The 18,141-nt window shown below is 41.6% G+C and carries 20 protein-coding genes and 1 pseudogene; 17 read left to right on the forward strand and 4 right to left on the reverse strand.

Annotation, left to right across the window (positions count from 1 at the left end):
* Positions 1–7: 7 nt before the first annotated feature.
* The 10 genes from CRI9333_RS24050 (at position 8) to CRI9333_RS24105 (ending at position 7,177) form a co-directional block, all read left to right on the forward strand.
* Positions 8–271 carry a hypothetical protein gene (locus CRI9333_RS24050; protein ID WP_015180047.1) on the forward strand — a complete coding sequence of 88 codons (264 nt, stop codon included), beginning with the start codon at positions 8–10 and terminating at the stop codon, positions 269–271.
* Complete coding sequence (locus tag CRI9333_RS24055; RefSeq protein WP_015180048.1) at positions 271–813, forward strand: hypothetical protein; 543 nt, start codon at positions 271–273, stop codon at positions 811–813. Before CRI9333_RS24050 ends, CRI9333_RS24055 begins: the two co-directional genes overlap by 1 nt.
* Before the next feature lie 6 nt (positions 814–819).
* Entirely contained in the window at positions 820–1,332 is a 513-nt protein-coding gene (locus tag CRI9333_RS24060; protein WP_015180049.1) for a hypothetical protein, read from the forward strand.
* Positions 1,333–1,389: 57 nt separating this feature from the next.
* Positions 1,390–1,659 carry a hypothetical protein gene (locus CRI9333_RS24065; protein ID WP_015180050.1) on the forward strand — a complete coding sequence of 90 codons (270 nt, stop codon included), beginning with the start codon at positions 1,390–1,392 and terminating at the stop codon, positions 1,657–1,659.
* Positions 1,656–2,324 carry a hypothetical protein gene (locus tag CRI9333_RS24070; protein WP_015180051.1) on the forward strand — a complete coding sequence of 223 codons (669 nt, stop codon included), beginning with the start codon at positions 1,656–1,658 and terminating at the stop codon, positions 2,322–2,324. Before CRI9333_RS24065 ends, CRI9333_RS24070 begins: the two co-directional genes overlap by 4 nt.
* A gap of 51 nt (positions 2,325–2,375) precedes the next feature.
* Positions 2,376–2,678 carry a hypothetical protein gene (locus tag CRI9333_RS24075; protein WP_015180052.1) on the forward strand — a complete coding sequence of 101 codons (303 nt, stop codon included), beginning with the start codon at positions 2,376–2,378 and terminating at the stop codon, positions 2,676–2,678.
* Positions 2,679–3,229: 551 nt separating this feature from the next.
* A complete protein-coding gene (locus CRI9333_RS24085) occupies positions 3,230–3,643 on the forward strand; it encodes a hypothetical protein (RefSeq protein WP_157462501.1) in 414 nt (137 codons plus the stop codon).
* A 167-nt stretch (positions 3,644–3,810) separates the two neighbouring features.
* Positions 3,811–5,565 (forward strand): NACHT domain-containing protein, encoded by a 1,755-nt coding sequence (locus CRI9333_RS28205; RefSeq protein WP_041227101.1) that lies wholly within the window; start codon positions 3,811–3,813, stop codon positions 5,563–5,565.
* 170 nt (positions 5,566–5,735) lie between these two features.
* The gene (gene parA, locus CRI9333_RS24095; RefSeq protein ID WP_015180054.1) at positions 5,736–6,347 is read left to right on the forward strand and encodes a ParA family partition ATPase; all 612 of its coding nucleotides are present in this window, start codon (positions 5,736–5,738) and stop codon (positions 6,345–6,347) included.
* Between the two features lie 503 nt (positions 6,348–6,850).
* Positions 6,851–7,177, forward strand: a complete 327-nt coding sequence (locus CRI9333_RS24105; RefSeq protein WP_015180056.1) for a DUF433 domain-containing protein — start codon at positions 6,851–6,853, stop codon at positions 7,175–7,177.
* Between the two features lie 56 nt (positions 7,178–7,233).
* On the opposite strand, the pseudogene CRI9333_RS25330 reads toward CRI9333_RS24105, so the two are convergent.
* A pseudogene (locus CRI9333_RS25330) lies at positions 7,234–7,359 on the reverse strand (tyrosine-type recombinase/integrase); the annotation flags it as partial.
* A gap of 56 nt (positions 7,360–7,415) precedes the next feature.
* On the opposite strand from CRI9333_RS25330, the gene CRI9333_RS24110 reads away from it, so the two are divergent.
* The 4 genes from CRI9333_RS24110 to CRI9333_RS24125 all read left to right on the forward strand — a co-directional run bounded on the left by CRI9333_RS24110 (position 7,416) and on the right by CRI9333_RS24125 (position 13,048).
* Positions 7,416–9,884: an INTS11 family MBL fold metallo-hydrolase gene (locus CRI9333_RS24110; protein ID WP_015180057.1), complete on the forward strand. Its 2,469-nt coding sequence runs from the start codon at positions 7,416–7,418 to the stop codon at positions 9,882–9,884.
* Positions 9,885–10,034: 150 nt separating this feature from the next.
* Positions 10,035–11,954, forward strand: coding sequence for a DEAD/DEAH box helicase (locus CRI9333_RS24115; RefSeq protein WP_015180058.1), 1,920 nt, complete (start codon positions 10,035–10,037; stop codon positions 11,952–11,954).
* A 310-nt stretch (positions 11,955–12,264) separates the two neighbouring features.
* Complete coding sequence (locus CRI9333_RS24120) at positions 12,265–12,582, forward strand: type II toxin-antitoxin system HigB family toxin (RefSeq protein ID WP_015180059.1); 318 nt, start codon at positions 12,265–12,267, stop codon at positions 12,580–12,582.
* A 70-nt stretch (positions 12,583–12,652) separates the two neighbouring features.
* Entirely contained in the window at positions 12,653–13,048 is a 396-nt protein-coding gene (locus tag CRI9333_RS24125; RefSeq protein WP_015180060.1) for a helix-turn-helix domain-containing protein, read from the forward strand.
* Between the two features lie 13 nt (positions 13,049–13,061).
* Here CRI9333_RS24125 and CRI9333_RS24130 read toward each other — a convergent pair whose 3' ends face one another.
* Positions 13,062–14,048, reverse strand: coding sequence for a tyrosine-type recombinase/integrase (locus CRI9333_RS24130; RefSeq protein WP_015180061.1), 987 nt, complete (start codon positions 14,046–14,048; stop codon positions 13,062–13,064).
* A 749-nt stretch (positions 14,049–14,797) separates the two neighbouring features.
* On the opposite strand from CRI9333_RS24130, the gene CRI9333_RS24135 reads away from it, so the two are divergent.
* The 3 genes from CRI9333_RS24135 to CRI9333_RS24145 all read left to right on the forward strand — a co-directional run bounded on the left by CRI9333_RS24135 (position 14,798) and on the right by CRI9333_RS24145 (position 16,726).
* A complete protein-coding gene (locus CRI9333_RS24135) occupies positions 14,798–15,265 on the forward strand; it encodes an excisionase family DNA-binding protein (RefSeq protein WP_015180062.1) in 468 nt (155 codons plus the stop codon).
* Between the two features lie 6 nt (positions 15,266–15,271).
* Positions 15,272–15,841: a PIN domain-containing protein gene (locus CRI9333_RS24140; protein ID WP_015180063.1), complete on the forward strand. Its 570-nt coding sequence runs from the start codon at positions 15,272–15,274 to the stop codon at positions 15,839–15,841.
* A 552-nt stretch (positions 15,842–16,393) separates the two neighbouring features.
* On the forward strand, positions 16,394–16,726 hold the full coding sequence (locus CRI9333_RS24145; RefSeq protein WP_015180064.1) for a hypothetical protein: 333 nt from the start codon (positions 16,394–16,396) through the stop codon (positions 16,724–16,726).
* Positions 16,727–17,161: 435 nt separating this feature from the next.
* On the opposite strand, the gene CRI9333_RS27100 is transcribed toward CRI9333_RS24145, so the two are convergent.
* Both CRI9333_RS27100 and CRI9333_RS24150 read right to left on the reverse strand, forming a co-directional pair.
* Positions 17,162–17,317, reverse strand: a complete 156-nt coding sequence (locus tag CRI9333_RS27100; protein ID WP_157462502.1) for a hypothetical protein — start codon at positions 17,315–17,317, stop codon at positions 17,162–17,164.
* A gap of 352 nt (positions 17,318–17,669) precedes the next feature.
* Positions 17,670–17,993 (reverse strand): hypothetical protein, encoded by a 324-nt coding sequence (locus CRI9333_RS24150; protein WP_015180065.1) that lies wholly within the window; start codon positions 17,991–17,993, stop codon positions 17,670–17,672.
* Between the last annotated feature and the right edge of the window lie 148 nt (positions 17,994–18,141).

An 18,141-nucleotide genomic window follows, 5' to 3' on the forward strand; every position in this document is an offset into this window, starting at 1 on the left:
ATGATGAATGAAAAAGGCTCAGAGCGATCGCACTGTGGAGGGAATCATGCAGGATTCCTCTAGCTCCAACAGCGATGGCGCTACCTCTGTACTGTTCCCTCTATTCCTGTGCAGTATCGCTCTAAACGTTTTGCAACACGCCTGGAACTCTAACCAGCTTGCAGTATTGCAACAAGCTGATAACTTACAGCAGCAGAAAATCGCACAACTTCAAACAGATAAAGATGTGTGTGCTGGTAAGCTTGCAGGCTTTATCGAGGGCAGGCGCTAATGAACAACGAAGTCCTTAGCACTGCCCAAGCTGCTGAATTATTAGGCGTGAGTGCCGGAACGCTACGCACTTGGAAGTCGCGCAAAGCTGATTTGCTAGTTGAGGGTACTCACTGGATTAACCAGGACGGATCGACATTCTGGACACAAGCAGGTTTAGACGTTCTGCAAGGCGTTTCAAGCGTTTCAGACGGTGAAACGGTTAGCGTTGCAAGCAGTGAAACGATTAGCGTTGCAAGCAGTGAAACGATTAGCGTTGCAAGCAGTGAAACGGAGAGCGCAACACCGCAGCCGTCACCCGCAGCGCATGACCCACTACAGCGTTACATTCCTTTGGTGGAGAGCGTTTCAAATGCCATTACACAAGGGTTAATCGGACGCATTGACAAGGCTGTTACGCGCAATATCGGAATTGCGATCGCAAAACCTATGACTGCAACAGAGTGTGTAACCCTACTTTCTGAGTTGGGTTTAAAACCTTGTAATCCAGAACTGCTTTTAACAGGCAATCAAACAAATTTACTAACTGAATCTAAGGAGTAATAAATCATGGGACTACTGAAATTTATCACCCGTAAGAAATTAGACGCGTCAACCGAAGCTGGTGGACAACTAGCGGCAAACGACGGTACTAACCATAACCTCGCTACTAACAAAGTTTTAGCTGCTACTGATTCGGCTGTACCTACTCCCACAAATGCTGATTTCTCAAGTGTTCGTAGCGTTCCCGTAGTACAAAAGCCTCGGTACTTTAATAAAGCTGAAGCTGACGCATTACGCATCTTAGCCAAGCAAAAGAAAGTACAAGCAGAGGCTTCAGTTAGTGCTTATAAAGCTCTCAAAAATATTGAGGATTCTGATACCACTGTACACACTACGCACCGTCGATATCAGTCAAAAGTAGCTCGGACTGAACTTGAAAAACAACAGGCAAATGCTCAGTTAGCAAAGGATTTGCATAGTTTGCGCCCTCATTATGCAGAAATGCACAGTGAAGTTAAATCAGCAGAAACTAACGCTGCAAATGCGATTAATGCCATCAAACAATCCTATGGCTGCTAATAGTTAAAACCTTGGGTAGTGATTAATTTTACTACCCTTTTTTAGGGGAGGTTCATCATGGGGAAAGGTATTCAATTAGGTGGTTACTTCCTGCTAGGAGTAAGCTGTTGCGGTCTATTTTCCTATACAGCTTACGTTGTGCCACGCTTCCAAGCTTATGCTTTTTGGCTTGTAGTGGTTGTTAGTTTGCTATTTATTGTTGCAGGTTTAGTTGACGACTATTTATCAGAGGTAATGGGTGTTACATACACTCAATATATAGGCGGGTTAATTACCTGCATCGCCATTGTTTTACTGGGCAGTTTAATTCAATGGATACAACAATGATTAAAATATCGTCGCCACAAGATCAACTGCGTAGTAACAGAAACCTACTCGCTTTAGTTGGTGGTAGTTCAACTGTAATAGGACTGTTGCTTTGGAGCGCATCACCGTTTCTATTTCCCAACCCCAAAGATAAGTTTAGCGTTTCACTGCGTTATCTTTCCTTGTTTATTACTAGCTGTTGCGGAATTACAGCAGTTGTTACAGGTAGCTCGTTACAGCGCATCACACCACTAATTAAAGCAATAGAACAGGCAGAAAAAGCAGACTTCATCAGTCAGTTAGCCACCTCTCAGTGGGTACAGGAACAACGTTATCAATCAGAAGCCGTTACAGCGTTACAACCCTCGTTACAGCAACCCGTTACACTGCAACAGCCAAATAGTTATAACGACCGTAACGACAGTACAGCAGGGGATAACGAAGTTAGTAACGAACCTGTAACGGACTCCCTAACGACTGCAACAGCCAATGCTGTAACACCTGCAACAGATGAGGAAATGGAAGGTTACAGACCTACTTATCTAGCTGTAACGGCACTGCAACAGCAAGGAATTAGCGACAGCGAAATTATCAAAGATGTGTTGAAACAGGGCGGAACAAACTATCAGAAAGGTAAACAGATGTTAGACGCACTTTTGCAGTTAGGACAGTCTAAAGGTTGGTAGTTGCACTTTTGATTATTGACCAGAAAGCCACACATACAGTTGAGGAAATATATGCACAGACCATCATCTATGACGGAACAACAAAGGCAACAAATTTACAGTTTTATCTACTCAAAAATCAGAATTAAATTTCAAGAATTTCTATCTAGATGGGATGTCACTCACGACTTTATTGCCGATTTATACCACTGCGACGTGACAACAGTGCGTAGTTGGATTAACAAAAACTTTGGCGACTCTGCCTCGCAACGTTCTCATCAATTTAAGCTATTTATAGCCGACTTAATCCTGTCAGACTTTGAGGGATTGCCTGATAATTTAAAAATTTTATTTTGCCCTGATTGGAATCGTTAGCTAGTTATTAACCCCTTGCTTAGTAGCAGGGGTTTAATTGTTTTAACTTTTTAAACGCTATCGCGTTTCCTACTGAAAGTTGTAATAGTAAAAACTGTTTGTAATACTAAAAATTGATTAATAGTGCAAGTTATTTTTAGAAATAAAAACTGTATAAATATTGGAAACTGTTTGTAGTAGTGGAAGCTAATTAATATTGCAAGCTGTTTTTCTACTGATTTCACGAATAAAATAGATCCCCTATCAGCCATCGTTTCTAATACCTAAAGGGCGGTAGCCCTGTTAGTCTCTGCCACTGTGGATGTTAATTAGCTTTATCCCAATCAAGGACTTGTGCAGAGTTCATAAGTTATCAGAAATAATCAGAGATAATAATAATTCTGTTACTACTTTTATGGCAGCAAGCTGCGGACATTACTAAGTAGATAGAGCAAAGCCGATATAATACTTTTCAAGTTCTGGAGTATATAGGGATGTCGAGCGAGCGTCTGCGCCAAGTTGAACGAAATTTGACTCGTTTGCGCCAGCAATTGGCAGGAAAAGAAGATACATTGACGACCATCGCTCCAGAAGAACGGGTTCGCATTAAGCAGCAGATTGCCGATTTGAAGGCAGAGATGCAGCCGTTTGAGGAAGAGTACTGGAAGATTTTGGGGGATGAGTCAGCGACAATTACTATCTCAGAGCCAGCGCCAGAAATAGTTGTTGCTGAAATTGTCGAACAGGCGGGACAACTGCAAACCAGCCAGCAATATTCTGATGAGGTGCTGGAATGGTCACAGAAAATTTATGCTGAAGTGAGTAAACCGGGAACACCTGCGGCGGCTAAGTTAAAGGCAGCGCTGTCACTGATGCCGCCATTTGTAAATCTGTCCTATGAGGCAGAGTTGGATACGGAGAACTTTTTACGGACGCATTTCCCGACATTTACCAAGTGGTCTAAGGTGCTGGCAAAAAAGTTGTAGCCCGCGATCGCCAACCAGGTCAAGGGACAACGCCAAAATCAAGCACCCCACCACCACTAAGACCTAAGCGGGAAGCATCTCAGGAGAAACTGCTGAAAGCCGTCACAACAGAAGTACGGGAACGGCTGGCACAGTCGTTGCACAATGCGGTGTGGCTAACTCTGGGAATGGAACGGCAGGACTATCGCGTGCAGCGTCCTTGGTCGGCAACGCTGGCGCAACCATCCCACTCACCGCTCCCCTTGGCTGCCGGAACTCGAATTGTAGAGGTATTTGATCGCCAAGAACTTGCCCGTCAATTGCTGATTCTGGGTGAACCCGGTGCGGGGAAGACAACAATGATGTTGGAGTTGGCAGAGGATTTGCTGCAACGAGCGATCGCGGACAAAGCTGAGCCAATCCCCGTGCTAGTTAGTTTGTCATCCTGGAAGAATCCGGGACAGCCAATTTTTGAGTGGCTAGTAGGCGAGTTGAAGGGGAAGTACGGAATTCGTCAAGATTTGGCGCAGCGATGGCTAAAGAATAATCAATTGCTGCCGCTACTAGATGGGTTGGATGAGGTAACACCTCAACATCAACAAGCTTGTGCTGTGGCACTTAATACTTGGTTGACGGGGGAAATTGGTCAGCGCCCAAGTGGTCTACTAATTTGCTGTCGGCGGGAAGAGTTTGAGCAAGTAGTGCGTCGGCCGTTGAACCTGTATGGGGCGATTTATTTACAGGCATTAACCGTCGAGCAAATTGAGGACTATTTTGCTCAGTTTGAGTTGCAGGATGTGTGGCAGACGGTGCAGCAGGATGAAGCGTTGCAGGAGTTGCTGACAAGGCCACTATTTTTATCGATGTTTGGCTTGGTACAAACACAGGGTAAGTTTTCGCTCTCTGTTTGGAGAGAAAGTACCACCTCTGAGCGCAAAATTGAGTATTTGCTCGATACCTACTGGGATGCCACAATCACCCGTGAATTGATTATCGACCCTAACGAAAAACAACAGGATATTCTCAGTAAAACCTACGGTACAAAGCCACTGCCAACGCGCAAAGCTGTCCAGAGAGCGCTCGTCTTTGCCGCCAAGATGCTTGAGTGCCAATCTAGCACGGAGCTGTTGATCGAAAAGATGCAGCCAACTGCACTCATCGCTCAACGGCAAAAATGGGCATATCTGCTGATTAAAGGGCTGATTATCGGGCTGATTATCGGGCTAATTTTCGGGCTGATTGGGCTTATGTTCGGGCTGATTGGGCTGATTTTTGGGTTGATGTTCGGGCTGATGGGAGGGCTGGACACAATCGAACCCGTAGACGAAATTTCAATTTCGATATCGCACGAAGGACGGCGGGAAATTGTGCGATCGCTTCGCATATGGCTGATTTTCGGGCTGATTTTCGGGCTGAGTCTCGAGCTGAGTTTCGGGCTGATGGGAGGGTCGAGTTTCGGGCTGATTGGGCTGATTGTGCTGATTGAAGGGCTGATTATCGGGCTGATTATCGGGCTGATTAAAGGGCTGATTAAAGGGCTAAAAGCAGATATCCAAACTCGCATTGACCCCAATCAGGGCATGAAAAACTCCGTAAAAAACATGGTCGTCGTCAGTGCGATTGCCCTAATGATGGCGTTGTCCTTTAAGTTCCTCCTCGAATATCTCCTCGCCAGTGTCGTTGGTTCCAATGAACTTTTTTTTATGGTCGAAATTGCTCTAGTTATGTTAATTTGGTCAAGTTTCTACCAAGCTGGTGGAAATGCCTTAAGCAAACACCTTGCCTTGCGCCTCGTCCTTGCCTGGAATGGCTACGCCCCGTTGCGCTATGATCTCCTGCTCAACTACTGCACCGAGCGCCTCCTGTTGCAGCGAATTGGCGGTCGCTATCGCTTCCTGCACAAGCTGCTGCAAGACCACTTCGCCAAGATGGATTTGGGGTGAAAGGAGACGACGGAGAACCTGAAAGTTGCGATCGCATTTGAGAAAAGGAAGGAATGCGATCGTTCATCGCATGACAGTTGGTAATCTTTCAAACCTTTGCAGCTTGCCAACTTCAGGTAACTAAGCAACATTATACTGTATATCTTTAAATACTGATTTCTGTAAATACGATGATTATCTCAGTCCAAAATCAGAAGGGTGGGGTAGGCAAGACAACTCTAGCTATCCACATTAGTCATGCTTTAGCAGCCCAAGACTCACGAGTATTGTTAGTCGATGCCGACCCTCAAGGCTCTGCTCGTGACTGGGCAGCAGCTAGAGATAGCCAACCACCATTTGCTGTAGTAGGGTTAGACCGACCGACTATCCACAGAGATTTATCTGCTATAGCTAAAAACTATGACCACGTAGTTATTGATGGGCCACCACGAGTAAGCGACATAGCTAGGTCTGCCATCATTGCTGCTGACCTAGTGCTGATACCTGTACAGCCTTCTCCTTTTGACGTTTGGGCAGCACAAGAAGTAATTAACTTGATTACTGAGGCTTCTGTATTTAAAGAAAAACTGAAATCTGTATTTGTAATTAATCGTAAAATAGTAAACACAGCAATAGGACGTGACGTGGCTGAAGCTTTGTCTGGCTATAACATTCCAGTACTGGCAAGTACCATCTGCCAACGGGTAGCTTTTGCTGAATCAGCAGCAACAGGTCAGACAGTCATGGAAATTGATCTTAACCTTGAAAGACCAAGTTATATTTTTAGGGTCGTGCAATCTTGATTAATAAATCCTACTAACCATAAGTAGCTGCAATGTTACAACCAGCAATAAATCTCAAAACTCCATTATTGACCATAACGTATAACATTCTTAACTACCTGCTATAAAATGCAAGGATTTAATTGTTTTAATTGAAAAGTATCGTTATCGCGTTTCGTATTAAAAGCTGTTGTAATAGTAAAAACTGTTTGTAGTAGTGAAAGCTGTATAAATATTAAAAATTGTATAAATATTGAAAGTTGTATAAATACTAAAAGTTCATCAATAGTGAAAGCTGTATAAATAGTGAAAGTTTTTTGTAAAACTGAAAACTGTTGTACCACTGTTCCATCAGGTAAAATTAACCACTCTCCTCCCTACAATACTAGGGCGATAGCCCGTCATAAGAGTTGTTGCCAATATCTTTGACTCATTATTTCTACTTTTTGATAAGTTGGTTCATAGTAAGATCTAGTAACAAGCGCCCTGGAATTAAACTTAATAATTAAAGGAACATAAAAAATATGCAACTTGAAGATTATTTTGACTTTCTCTCACCCGATGATATCCGCATCAAAGGACATCGCATCGGTATTGACAATGTGCTTGATTATTACAAAGACGGATATACACCAGAAGAAATTGCCGTTAATCTATCTACTTTGAGCTTGGAGCAGATTTACGCAACTATTACCTACTACCTACATAATCGTGCTAGTGTCGATGCCTACCTGAAACGTATAGCCGATTGGAAAAATCAGCGTTACGTTGAATGGGCTGCCAATCCCTCCGCCTTAGTGCAACGTATTAGAGCCGTCAAAGCGGGACAAACTGCTGAAAAGGTCAGTTAACCGTGAAATTGCGTTTCTTACTTGATGAAAACTTGTCGTATCGGTTGAAGATAGCTAGTTACAATATCAGCACCAGCATCAAGCAAATCAGATATAAAAGTGCGTCTAAAATCGTGAGGTGAGAACTTTTCAATTCCTACTTGGTCAGCACGTTTTTTGAGAATATCCAGCACAGTCTGATCAACAATATGTTTTAAAGCGTCCGACTTGGAATAGCCATTTGTCGATTTTTTGAATTATGTTAAACAACTTTGAAATGATTGTAACGGGCGAATTACATGAAGATAAATTAATTGTTCAAGGAGAGAAATACAAAATTAAAGGTTCATGTAATTATACAGGCACTCAGCAATGGCGGGTAGTACCTGCAACAGATTCCAACGGAATAATCTCTAGTCTTCAAATTGTTGGTATTAATGAATCAGGTGACGCTGATTCCTGTAAATTTCTGGGTCGAGTAGTCGAGTATAGTAAAGCCGGAAGAATTTTATTTAAAATAACTCGCCCTGGAGAAAAGACTCTGAGAATAACACTCATTGGTGGTAGCCCATCAATAAAACCAGGGCAATTATTAGAAGTTTCAGCAGTACTCAACTGTCAACAGTTGCAAATAATTCAAGTAGAGAATACAGAAATTGAACTTGATGATGTAGAAAACGCTCTCAAGCCAATTGATATAGAAGTGAATGCAGCGACTCCATTACCAGAATTGGTTAATGCAGTTAATCAGTTGAAGAATAAAAAACTGGAATTTGTTGCTCAAGCTAAAGCTGCCCTTGAAAATCATACTGGGATAGCACAATGGAATTTAGCTACACCTGTTAAGCGCGGAAAGTTTTTCGAGTGGGAAGTTGACCAACATGGGTTAAATGCCAGAGTCAGAGTAAATGAACATACTGGTATAGCCCAAGTGTGGGAATTTAGCACAAATAATCAAATACCATTAGAGCTAGAGCCAGACTTAGAGCAAGATAAATTAAGTGTCACGCCATTAGGCGCTGCTAGAGGCATCGGAGCTTCCTGTTTCCGAGTATTAATTGGCCCCTATGAAATAGTCCTTGATGCTGGTACACGACCAAAAGGAGATAAACCTTTACCAGCCTTTGAATATTTAAGAAACCCCAACTTAATATTAATTAGCCACGCTCATCAAGACCATATCGGGGCATTACCAACATTCCACAAAATGTTTCCAGCTTGCCCGATGATTTGTACTGTAGGAACCAGACAAATAGCCGATGTAATGTTAACAGACTGCCTGAAGATTCAACAGCATAACGAAGATTTTCAGGAGTTATTTGATGAAAATGACTTAAATCAAACAATATTTCAATTACAAACCAAACCTGTTGGGGTAGATTTTGAACCGTTACCTGGATTAAAAGTGCGGTTTATTCATGCAGGGCATATCTTAGGGGCAGCTTGTATTTATATCAGGTACGGTGAGCGAAGTCTGTTATATACAGGTGATTACAACACTTCTAACAGTAGAACAACAGATGGACTAAGACTAGCTGATTTGCCAGAAGCCGATATGTTGATTACTGAATCAACTTATGGCGCTGATAATCACCCCAACCGTAAAACCCAAGAACAGGAATTACTTAAAGCAGTTGCAGAAGTAGTGTCTAAGGGCGGTAATGTACTAATTCCAGCATTTGCATTAGGACGCGCCCAAGAGATTATCTTAGCAATTCGTACCAGTGCCTTATTTCATAAGCTTAATATCCCTGTATATGTAGATGGCTTAGTGCGGGCGGTTACGGATGTATTCATTGAAAATATCAACTTATTACCTGCCAGCATACAAAATTTTGCACTTCAATCAGAACCCTTCTTTAACCCTGATAGTCATCCTCCCATCATTCCCATTGCTCATCCGAAAGAACGACCACTGGCAATAGCCAAACCTTCTGTAATCATTGCTAGTTCTGGAATGCTATCTGGTGGAGCTAGTGTTTATTATGCCACCACGTTATTAGAAAGAGATAACGCGGCTGTTTTTATTTCTGGTTATACCGATGAGGAGAGTCCAGGTCGTTTTCTGCAAGGGTTGCAGCAGGGTGATGAAATTGAATTTAATAATAAAAAGTTAGTAGTTAAAGCAGATATTCGACGTTTTAACTTATCAGGACACGCTGATAAAGTCGGGTTGACGCAAGTGATTAATCGAGTTAATCCTAAGCATCTAATTCTCATTCATGGTTCCATGAATGCTTTACATGAATTATCCAGAGCCAGCGACCTGAAAGCCAAACATTTAATCCATATTCCTAATGTTGGTGAAGTGATTGAATATGGGACTGTACCTGAACAGGTTTCACCACTCCAGTTAGCTAAGTTGCACCATAAAACTGAGTTTGAAGTTAAGATTGCTGCGGAATATGATGGAGCTTGGATCAAGATTCCTGCTGATATTATTGATACTGACCCACGTTGGCATCACTTTTCCGAGACAGGAATGCTCAAAGCTAAATGGGATGGGATTGCTTTGAAACTTATTCCAATTATGCAGCATCATCTTAATGTTGAAGCAGCAGCTTTATCTGGTGTTGACTGTTGTGCTACTTGTAAATTCTTTCAGAAAAAGTGCTGTACTTCTCCTGATAGCCCTTTGTATGAATTGCAGGTAGATCCTCATGGTAAATGCCTAGAGTTTGTGAGTGAGAATAAAGAAGTCGAAATACCAGATACAGAAGTCATCTAGGAGATTCTCTCTCATTAGTTTAATATGAACGATTAAAGCGATCGCACTCTCCTCATTTCTTCTTGTCCCCTCGTCCCCTCGTCCCCCTGCTCCATATTCCCTGCGGAATAAATAAATCTTTAACGTCAATTAATACTAAAGGTAGATTAAATGCAACTGAGAGAGTATCAAGTTGAATGGATTAACCAAATTTGGGCAGCTTGGAATCAAGGAAATAGAAGTGTTTTAGCACAATTAGCTACAGGTGCTGGTAAGACTGTTTGTTTTGCTGTAATTAGTAGATATTTTTTAGAACAGGGCAAACAAATTTTAATTATTGCTCATCGGGTCGAGTTAATCTACCAAGCCGCAGAAAAACTGGCGCAAGTAACTCAAGTCCCAATTGGAATTATTAAGCACGGAATTGAGCCTAATAATTATGCCATGATTCAAGTGGCATCTATTCAAACTCTCGCTACTAGAAAAATCCTGCCCAAAAACATTGGTTTATTGGTAATTGATGAAGCTCATCATGCTAGTGCAGCAACATATCGTAAACTAATTAACCATTACCAAGATGCCCAAGTCCTGGGTGTAACAGCTACTCCACAAAGAATTGACGGGCAGGGTTTTGAAGATTTATTCAATGTGTTAGTGGTGGGTGAATCAACACTGGATTTAATTCGCGATCGCTATTTATGTCAATATCGCTTGTTTGCCACACAAAATAATATTGATACTTATGCTGTACATAGATATGGTCAAAAATATGGTGGTGATTTTAGCTCTAGGGATTTAGCCTTAGCTGTCAATAGCCAAGTTAGTGTGGGAGATATTTATGACAATTATATTAAGTTTGCTATCAAGAAACAAACGATTATTTATGCTGCTAGTGTTGAGCATAGTCGGGCTATCGCCCAATATTTTAGTAGCAAAGGAATCGTTGCAGAACATTTGGATGGACGGACACCAGCACCTACCCGTGCAGCTATTTTAAAGCGATTTCAATCAAAATTAACTCAAGTTATTACCAATTATGAAATTCTGACTGAAGGTTATGACTGTGGGGAGATTGAGTGTATTTATTGTGTACGTCCAACGCTATCTTTGACTTTATGGCTGCAAATGATTGGGCGGGGGCTAAGAATTAGCGATAATAACAAAGTTTTGACAATTATTGATTTAACTGATAATTGGAAGCGACATGGCTTACCTGATGATTTCCATCATTGGAGTTTAAAACCAACAAGTGCTTCCCAAAATCGTGGAGCAGTTTGTTGTGAACACTGCACTCATGTATTCTACAAGCCAGATTCGCTTCAGCCATATATGGCTGAGGTTGATCAAGATGGATGGTTGATTAAACATTATCAAATACCTTGTCCAGCTTGTGGAGTAATTTGTTACTTGACAAGGCGTGAAGATGATGCTTCTTCTGAACGAATTTATGTGCGTCTTAAACCAGGAATTATTCCAGAAATATCTGAGATTGATTTAAGAACTAACCAGTCAATTGTTATGGCTGTGCGGGCGTGGTTAAGACAAGAAAAACCCGATGCTAATAATGTTTACAAGGCTTTGTTTAAACACTTTATTACTACACTAGACAAGTTTACTTTAGGAGATTGGAGGGAAATTGTAAAACTTATTAATAAAAGTGAGGAAAATACGACTAAGTTAGCATGGGAACTTTACCAAGAAGGGAGGCTCAAATATCACGCTAGAGTAGCAGCACTTATTGCTATAGAGAAAAGGAATGCCCAAGTTAAGAATCAAGTCAGCAGTGACACAATTGGCACTTCAGTAACAGGAAAAGTCCAAGTAGGTAATCAGATACTTCAAAAACAGTACGAACAACAATGGCGTAATGCCATTAATAGTTGTCAGGAGACAACGCAGGAATTTCTGATGGAATATACTGGTTTATTCAATGTGCAGTTTATTGGGTCATATAATGTGAATATTTCGTTGGAAGTTGAGAATATTCCTGAGTTGAAAACTGTGATGCGTTCGATTAACGAGTCGGAACTTACTTCGGCTTTTGGCAAGGCTTTTGCTAAAAAGGCTGCTGTGATGTTTCGCCTTAAATGATTCTTAGAAATAAAAATCTGTTGTAGTAGTGAAAGCTGTTTGTAGTAGTGAAGGCTAATTAATATTCAAAGCTGTTTTAACTACTGATTCCAAGTGATAAAATAGACCCCTTTTCCCCATCGTCTCTAATTATTAAAGGGCGATAGCCCTATTGTTAGCCGTTGCCACTGTGGGTATTAGCTAGAGAGAGCCAATCTAGAATTGATCAATAAATCAAGAAAATGACCACAGCCTCCTCACTACCCCTAATGGACAGTTGACGACAACGTTCTCAATATGCGAACATAATAGAGTCATAAACTTCTCTTCTATGCATCTGATAACAAGACCTAGACTTCTAGAGGATGCTGAAGGATTTCCCAAGGATATCCAAAAGGAAGTAAGAGCATGGTGTAGCGTTGTTAAGAAAGCTGAATGGCAGTGTCTAGATGATATACGCTCAACTTATTCTCGCTCTGTAGACAAAGTGGGAAATTTTTTAGTTTTTAACATTAAAACTTGCCGCTTAATCGTCGGATTTAATTACGAATCTCAAACTCTTTACTACAAATATTTTCTCACTCACGATGAATATGATCAAGAGGAGTGGAAGAACGATCCCTACTTCAAGAAAGTCGAGAAAGAATAAATAGAAAACCTGGCTGGGACTCCTGCCCCACCCTACCCACAAACGAAGATAAGTAGATTGATTTAGTATTATGAATATCACTTTAGATAGAGCCACCTACGGATCGCTTCTCGCGGAATATCAGCCTCAAATAATTACTAATGATGACGAGTACAATCGTGCCATTGAATCCATAGAGCGTCTGATGCAGCGTGATGAACTGACAAGAGAGGAAGTCTCTCTATTGAAACTGTTGTCTACGCTGGTTGAGACTTATGAAGATCATCAATTTCCTTTAGAATCATCTCCACAGGAAATCTTGTTACACCTTATGGAGGTAGGCTCCCTCAAACAGGTAGATTTGGTTGGGATTATTGGCTCCAAGGGTGTTGTATCAGATTTAGTCAACGGTAAAAGATCGATTAGCAAAACACAAGCCAAAGCTCTGGGAGAATTTTTCAATGTTTCTCCTGCCCTTTTCATCTAATCCTCTGATCATACTAACTATCCGTTTTAGGTCTAGTACGATAAGGAACCTTGAGTTTCCCTACCGCTTTCATCTTGACTTCTTCTCCTCGCCTGTCATAAAGGGCAGTTGTAGCAGGATTAGCATGACCTGCGAGTTTTTGTACAGTTAATAAATCAGCACCAGAATCCAACAAATCTGAGATAAAAGTTCTGCGTAAATCATGGGGGGCTGCACGCTCAATACCAGCTTCAGACGCGCGTTTAATTAACATATTCATCACCACTTGGTCACTCATCTGCCTAATAGTAATTCTGCCCGCCGAATTAACTGGACATAATAACGCCCCAGGCTCACTTCCTCTAATTACTAACCAATCTTCTACAGACTCTTTAGCACCAGGAGGTAAATAAGTAATTCGGTCTTGATTACCCTTTCCCCGACGTACAATTAAAGCCCCAGTTATGGGGTTAAAGTCAGATAGGCTCATTCCTACCACTTCCGCACGTCGTAACCCCGCCATCAAAATAGCAATCATAGCTGCATCCCTTAACCCTGCTGGTGTTGGGTCAAGAATGCACACTTCAATCAACTTAGAAATTTCCTCGTTTGTCAGAGCGCGACCGCGTGGCAACCTACTTCCTCGAATCGTTGAAATATCGGAAGAATCGGCATAATCTTCGGAATCTATCAACTTCAAACGTCGTGCTTCCTTCAACACCCTCCGCAATGCACACAACATTCGATTAGCCGTAGCTGGGGCATATTTCTCCATAAACACAGACCGTAGTGCGGCCGTGTGTTGATAACGCAACTTCGACCAATCCAAAGTCATCACATCACATTGTCCAGCCGTCAACAATTGAGCGATCGCATTAAGAGCCTGCCGCATTGTACGCCGTGAAGATGGAGCCAATTGTGATAAATAAACTGCTGCTGGATGACTCGTTAATGGTGAGGGAATAGATACTGCTAATTCGTGTGGAATTACCGAAATATTGTTAACATTAATCTCATTCATGTATTTCTTTGACAAATGTCTGTTTTCGTAAGAAGTGGAGAAATATAAACTATACTGCCGCTGGTTATATCCCTGAAGTAAGTGAAAAATTGAAATGATTTTAAGCGATCGGTTGCGACAATTATTAATTAATTAATAAATCAATCCGATTTGCATACGGGCTTTTGAGCGTATGAGCGAACTAGCAGCATAGTGCCGTCCCTATTTGGTTGTACCTATATATTTACCTATATATGTACCTATATATAACCCTCGAACTGCGCTCTGAGATCGCACAGTTGCGGCTCATAGCGTAAAGCCTAGTTGACTGCACTCGTTTTTAAGCTGTTAATGGGAATATTCCGAGTAATTGGGCTTAAACTGCTGTTTGGTTGCCTCAAGGTATGATTGGTCATTAATTTTATTTTACAGCAGTTATAGGTCAATCTCACGGGAGTTTTTTTTTGAGGGTAAGCAAAAAAGCGCGTGGTGTTAGTGTAAGGCATTAACTTACACCTAGTTACAACCTGGAAAAATGTTAGACAAAATTAGTCAGTGTCATACACTTGACGACATTTGACGGTCTGACTTTACCTAGTAACTCTTTGTCATACACTGTTATTTAATGTTAGACAAAATGAGTTGCAATCATGAACCGCACTGACATCAAAGTTTGGTTTCGTTCGTTTCTTTGATTTCGTTGGTTTTGAAAAAGGTTACAATAACAGATACCTTGCCGTGTTCCAAGAAAGAACGAGTGGTAGTAACCTATGACAGTTTCAACAGACCGTTCTGTTTCTGCGATCGCACCCACCGAAAAAGATGCGACGGAAGCGGGTGCTGCTAGGAGAGTATTGGCATCATATTCGCTTCCTCAACCATTGCACGCGCTCAAGCTGATACTAGATGATGCGACTGGTTCAACGGTGACTATACCAGCCGCCGCTTACAAGTTGCTGGTAGAAATTCTGGCACAGATGGCTGAAGGTAATGCCGTTAGCATTGTCCCAATTAAGAAGGAAATCACTACCCAAGAAGCGGCTGATATCCTGAATGTCTCTCGTCCTTATTTTGTTAAATTACTTGAGTCAGGGAAAATTCCTTACCGGAAAGTGGGAACACGTCGTCGGGTGCTAACTACTGATGTACTTGATTACAAAAACCAGATTGATACGCAAAGGATGCAGACTCTTATGGAACTAGCTGCCCAAGCCCAAGAATTGAATATGGGATACTAAGTTGCGGTGGCTACTTTTACGGCGGTCTACGATGCTTGTGTTTTATATCCAGCACCACTGAGAGATTTTTTGATGTGGTTGGCGCTGACAGATTTATTTAAGGCTCGTTGGACAGAAGAAATTCATGCTGAGTGGATCAGAAATGTTCTCTTAAACCGTCCAGATCTAACAATAGAGCAGCTAACCAGAACTAAAAACTTGATGAATGCTAATGTCCGAGATTGTTTGGTGACAGGTTATTCAGAGCTAATCCCAAGTCTTGAACTCAAAGATCCAGGCGATCGCCATGTTTTGGCAGCAGCAATTTGTTGTCATGCTGATTTCATCGTTACTTTCAACCTGAAAGACTTTCCAGAACAGGCACTTGCACCAAAATTTATTGAAGCTATTCACCCAGACGAGTTTATTAAACAGTTGATTGACCTCAATCCAGTAGCGGTTTGTGCCGCAGCTTTAAGGCAAAGAACATCTCTTAAAAATCCACAGTTAACGCGCCAAGAGTATTTAGATACACTTGCACTACTTGGATTAACGTTGTCAGTTGCGGCACTGCGGGATTTGTGTCAGGAGATTTAGGGTAAGCAACAAAAAGCTTGAGCTTGGTGCAAGGCATTAAGTTACACATAATGACAAACTGCTCGATTGTTATGCAAAGTTAGTCAGTGTTAGACAGGGTTCGGACATTTGACGCTAACAAAAGCCTAACGGCTTCTTGTACTACACTATCAGTCAATATTAGACAAGATTAAAAGTCTGTAGATCTGCTATCGCAGTGTAAACAAGGTGCAGTTTTTTTCACTTGTAACAGGTAAGTGTGTGCCATTCGCATATTGCAGCAAGGAATCAAGATGCAGTAGAACTGTCAGAAAGTGCAAAACTAGAGAGCAATTGCAATACAGCAAGGCAGTAATCAGTTGCAATGCAATAGGGCAGTCCTAGATAGCCGTGCAACAGTGAAAAAAGACTTCAACAAGTCTGGTATTTTTCGGAAAGCACCGCGATAGCGGGGTGTTACTTATTGCAAGACATTAACTTACACAAACTACTCATGTTACTTACTGCAAAACATTGTCTTACAGATTCCAACAGTGTAATCTAGTTGTTATACACTGCAATCATTTGTCAGACATGGCGAAAACTCCCAGTTCCTCTGTATCTGAATCGGTAACTTTGAGAATACCTAATGAGCTATTTGCTCAAATCAAAGCTTATGCTGGTTCCCATACCAGGGGGAACAGATCTCAGGCGATTTTAGAGTTGTTAGAAACTGGCTTGGATGCTGTTAGTACTCAGTCAAGTGAGCCACTGCAAGACAATCAATTACAAGTGCAAGTCAGTGAGACGCAACAGACTGTAACTGCACTTTCTGAGCAGGTAAGCCAATTAAGTCAGCTAGTGCAAGATACTGTATTGCAACGTCTAACATTAATGGAGACTGAACTGGGGGAGTTAAGCGCCTGAGAGATGAAGCGGATTCTTTCAGGCAACCGATTGAAGAGTTGGAAGCACTACGCGATAGTGTTCTATCAGGGCTGAAGTTAGGAAGACAAGCACCAGGGTATAAAGCGGCTCAAAAAGCTTTGGAGCAGTTTATAAAAGTCATTTAGCTGTTTAACAAGAGCCTAGCGGCTTAGTGTAATAGATTGTCATAAATCTGAATAAGCAGAATAAACAAGAGCGTGTTTTTGCACTTTAAACCTTGTGAGTGTGCAGTGATTACAGTAGCGACAATATTAATGCAGTAAAACAATTGCAGCATAACTGTTAGGAAGTGACGCGATCGCGCATACCAATCCTATTCCCTACCGCATCATACTCATACAACCTGCTGAATCCTAGCTGATTGGTATCTTTCACACTTACGGTCTAGAGAGTGTTAAATAATATTAGTCAAGGCTACTTTTTGGGTGCAGTTCCCAGTTCTTTCTCAATCCGTTGCAGTTTAGTATTTGTCCAATCCAACCTTTCATAAATGCTTTGCAGGTAGGTCATGGTTTGGTAATAATCATACTGCTGAACAAATTTAAAGCTGGCTATATTCAAGACAAGCATCAGGAAGCTATAGCCAATAACTCTACGGAATTCTTCGCCCCAAGTCTTCTCAAAGTTCGAGGTCTGAGCTTTTGTTGTATCTATTCCCGCACAATGGGGACATACACTATTAGATAAATTCCGCTATTTACAATCTTGTATGTGTCAGAAAATCAGTTATGTTCATTGGTTTGAGGAGATGATGTTTTGTTGACTAATTTAGGCTTTAGAGAGTTAGTGTAACTAGCAATGTAAAGTTTTGTATCCGTGTTCAACACTTCTGCTTAATATAGGTTTACAGTTCTTTTGAAGAAAATGCAAAAACTCCCCGATGGTTTGAGCACATTGGGGAGGTGACTTGATCCATTTCTAACTATTTTGCCTGAGGAAGTCCGAGGAATTTTGAAGAAGATGGAGATGGCTCTTCGCTTTCCGATGGTGTAGTGGGGGTTTCTCCGGGATTTCGAGGGACACGGGGATCAGTAATGGTTGGATCAGTTGTTGGAGATAGCACGGGTAAAACTGGTTCATCGTCGGGCGCACACTCACCAGTGTCAACTCCAAGCAATCGACAAAGCAATATTCTAATGATCGGCGTCTTTGCTTCGCTAGGTTGTGCAAATCCAAAGACCATCGCGAAAACCAATGCAAAAGCGAACATGAGAGGAGCAATAAAGGTTTGAAGTGATTTACGCATGGGTCAGACTCTCCAAAAACAATAGGTTTATCAATGCTTCATCCGAGATTTAGGAAAGGAGCAGGAATTCCTGCTCCAACATCGGCATACTTTTTAGGCATCGTCTAAGCGATGTAAATCTTTAGAAAAACGCAATCACAGTTGCAAC

Origin of the sequence: Crinalium epipsammum PCC 9333 (assembly GCF_000317495.1) — a bacterium.
GTDB lineage: Bacteria > Cyanobacteriota > Cyanobacteriia > Cyanobacteriales > PCC-9333 > Crinalium > Crinalium epipsammum.

What these genes read in the sequence shown, in the direction of transcription:
- CRI9333_RS24050 (WP_015180047.1), top strand. Translation starts at nt 8, where the DNA reads ATGAAAAAGGCTCAGAGCGATCGCACTGTGGAGGGAATCATGCAGGAT.
- CRI9333_RS24055 (WP_015180048.1), top strand. Translation starts at nt 271, where the DNA reads ATGAACAACGAAGTCCTTAGCACTGCCCAAGCTGCTGAATTATTAGGC.
- CRI9333_RS24060 (WP_015180049.1), top strand. Translation starts at nt 820, where the DNA reads ATGGGACTACTGAAATTTATCACCCGTAAGAAATTAGACGCGTCAACC.
- CRI9333_RS24065 (WP_015180050.1), top strand. Translation starts at nt 1,390, where the DNA reads ATGGGGAAAGGTATTCAATTAGGTGGTTACTTCCTGCTAGGAGTAAGC.
- CRI9333_RS24070 (WP_015180051.1), top strand. Translation starts at nt 1,656, where the DNA reads ATGATTAAAATATCGTCGCCACAAGATCAACTGCGTAGTAACAGAAAC.
- CRI9333_RS24075 (WP_015180052.1), top strand. Translation starts at nt 2,376, where the DNA reads ATGCACAGACCATCATCTATGACGGAACAACAAAGGCAACAAATTTAC.
- CRI9333_RS28205 (WP_041227101.1), top strand. Translation starts at nt 3,811, where the DNA reads ATGGAACGGCAGGACTATCGCGTGCAGCGTCCTTGGTCGGCAACGCTG.
- parA (WP_015180054.1), top strand. Translation starts at nt 5,736, where the DNA reads ATGATTATCTCAGTCCAAAATCAGAAGGGTGGGGTAGGCAAGACAACT.
- CRI9333_RS24105 (WP_015180056.1), top strand. Translation starts at nt 6,851, where the DNA reads ATGCAACTTGAAGATTATTTTGACTTTCTCTCACCCGATGATATCCGC.
- CRI9333_RS24110 (WP_015180057.1), top strand. Translation starts at nt 7,416, where the DNA reads ATGTTAAACAACTTTGAAATGATTGTAACGGGCGAATTACATGAAGAT.
- CRI9333_RS24115 (WP_015180058.1), top strand. Translation starts at nt 10,035, where the DNA reads ATGCAACTGAGAGAGTATCAAGTTGAATGGATTAACCAAATTTGGGCA.
- CRI9333_RS24120 (WP_015180059.1), top strand. Translation starts at nt 12,265, where the DNA reads ATGCATCTGATAACAAGACCTAGACTTCTAGAGGATGCTGAAGGATTT.
- CRI9333_RS24125 (WP_015180060.1), top strand. Translation starts at nt 12,653, where the DNA reads ATGAATATCACTTTAGATAGAGCCACCTACGGATCGCTTCTCGCGGAA.
- CRI9333_RS24130 (WP_015180061.1), bottom strand. Translation starts at nt 14,048, where the DNA reads ATGAATGAGATTAATGTTAACAATATTTCGGTAATTCCACACGAATTA.
- CRI9333_RS24135 (WP_015180062.1), top strand. Translation starts at nt 14,798, where the DNA reads ATGACAGTTTCAACAGACCGTTCTGTTTCTGCGATCGCACCCACCGAA.
- CRI9333_RS24145 (WP_015180064.1), top strand. Translation starts at nt 16,394, where the DNA reads ATGGCGAAAACTCCCAGTTCCTCTGTATCTGAATCGGTAACTTTGAGA.
- CRI9333_RS27100 (WP_157462502.1), bottom strand. Translation starts at nt 17,317, where the DNA reads ATGCTTGTCTTGAATATAGCCAGCTTTAAATTTGTTCAGCAGTATGAT.
- CRI9333_RS24150 (WP_015180065.1), bottom strand. Translation starts at nt 17,993, where the DNA reads ATGCGTAAATCACTTCAAACCTTTATTGCTCCTCTCATGTTCGCTTTT.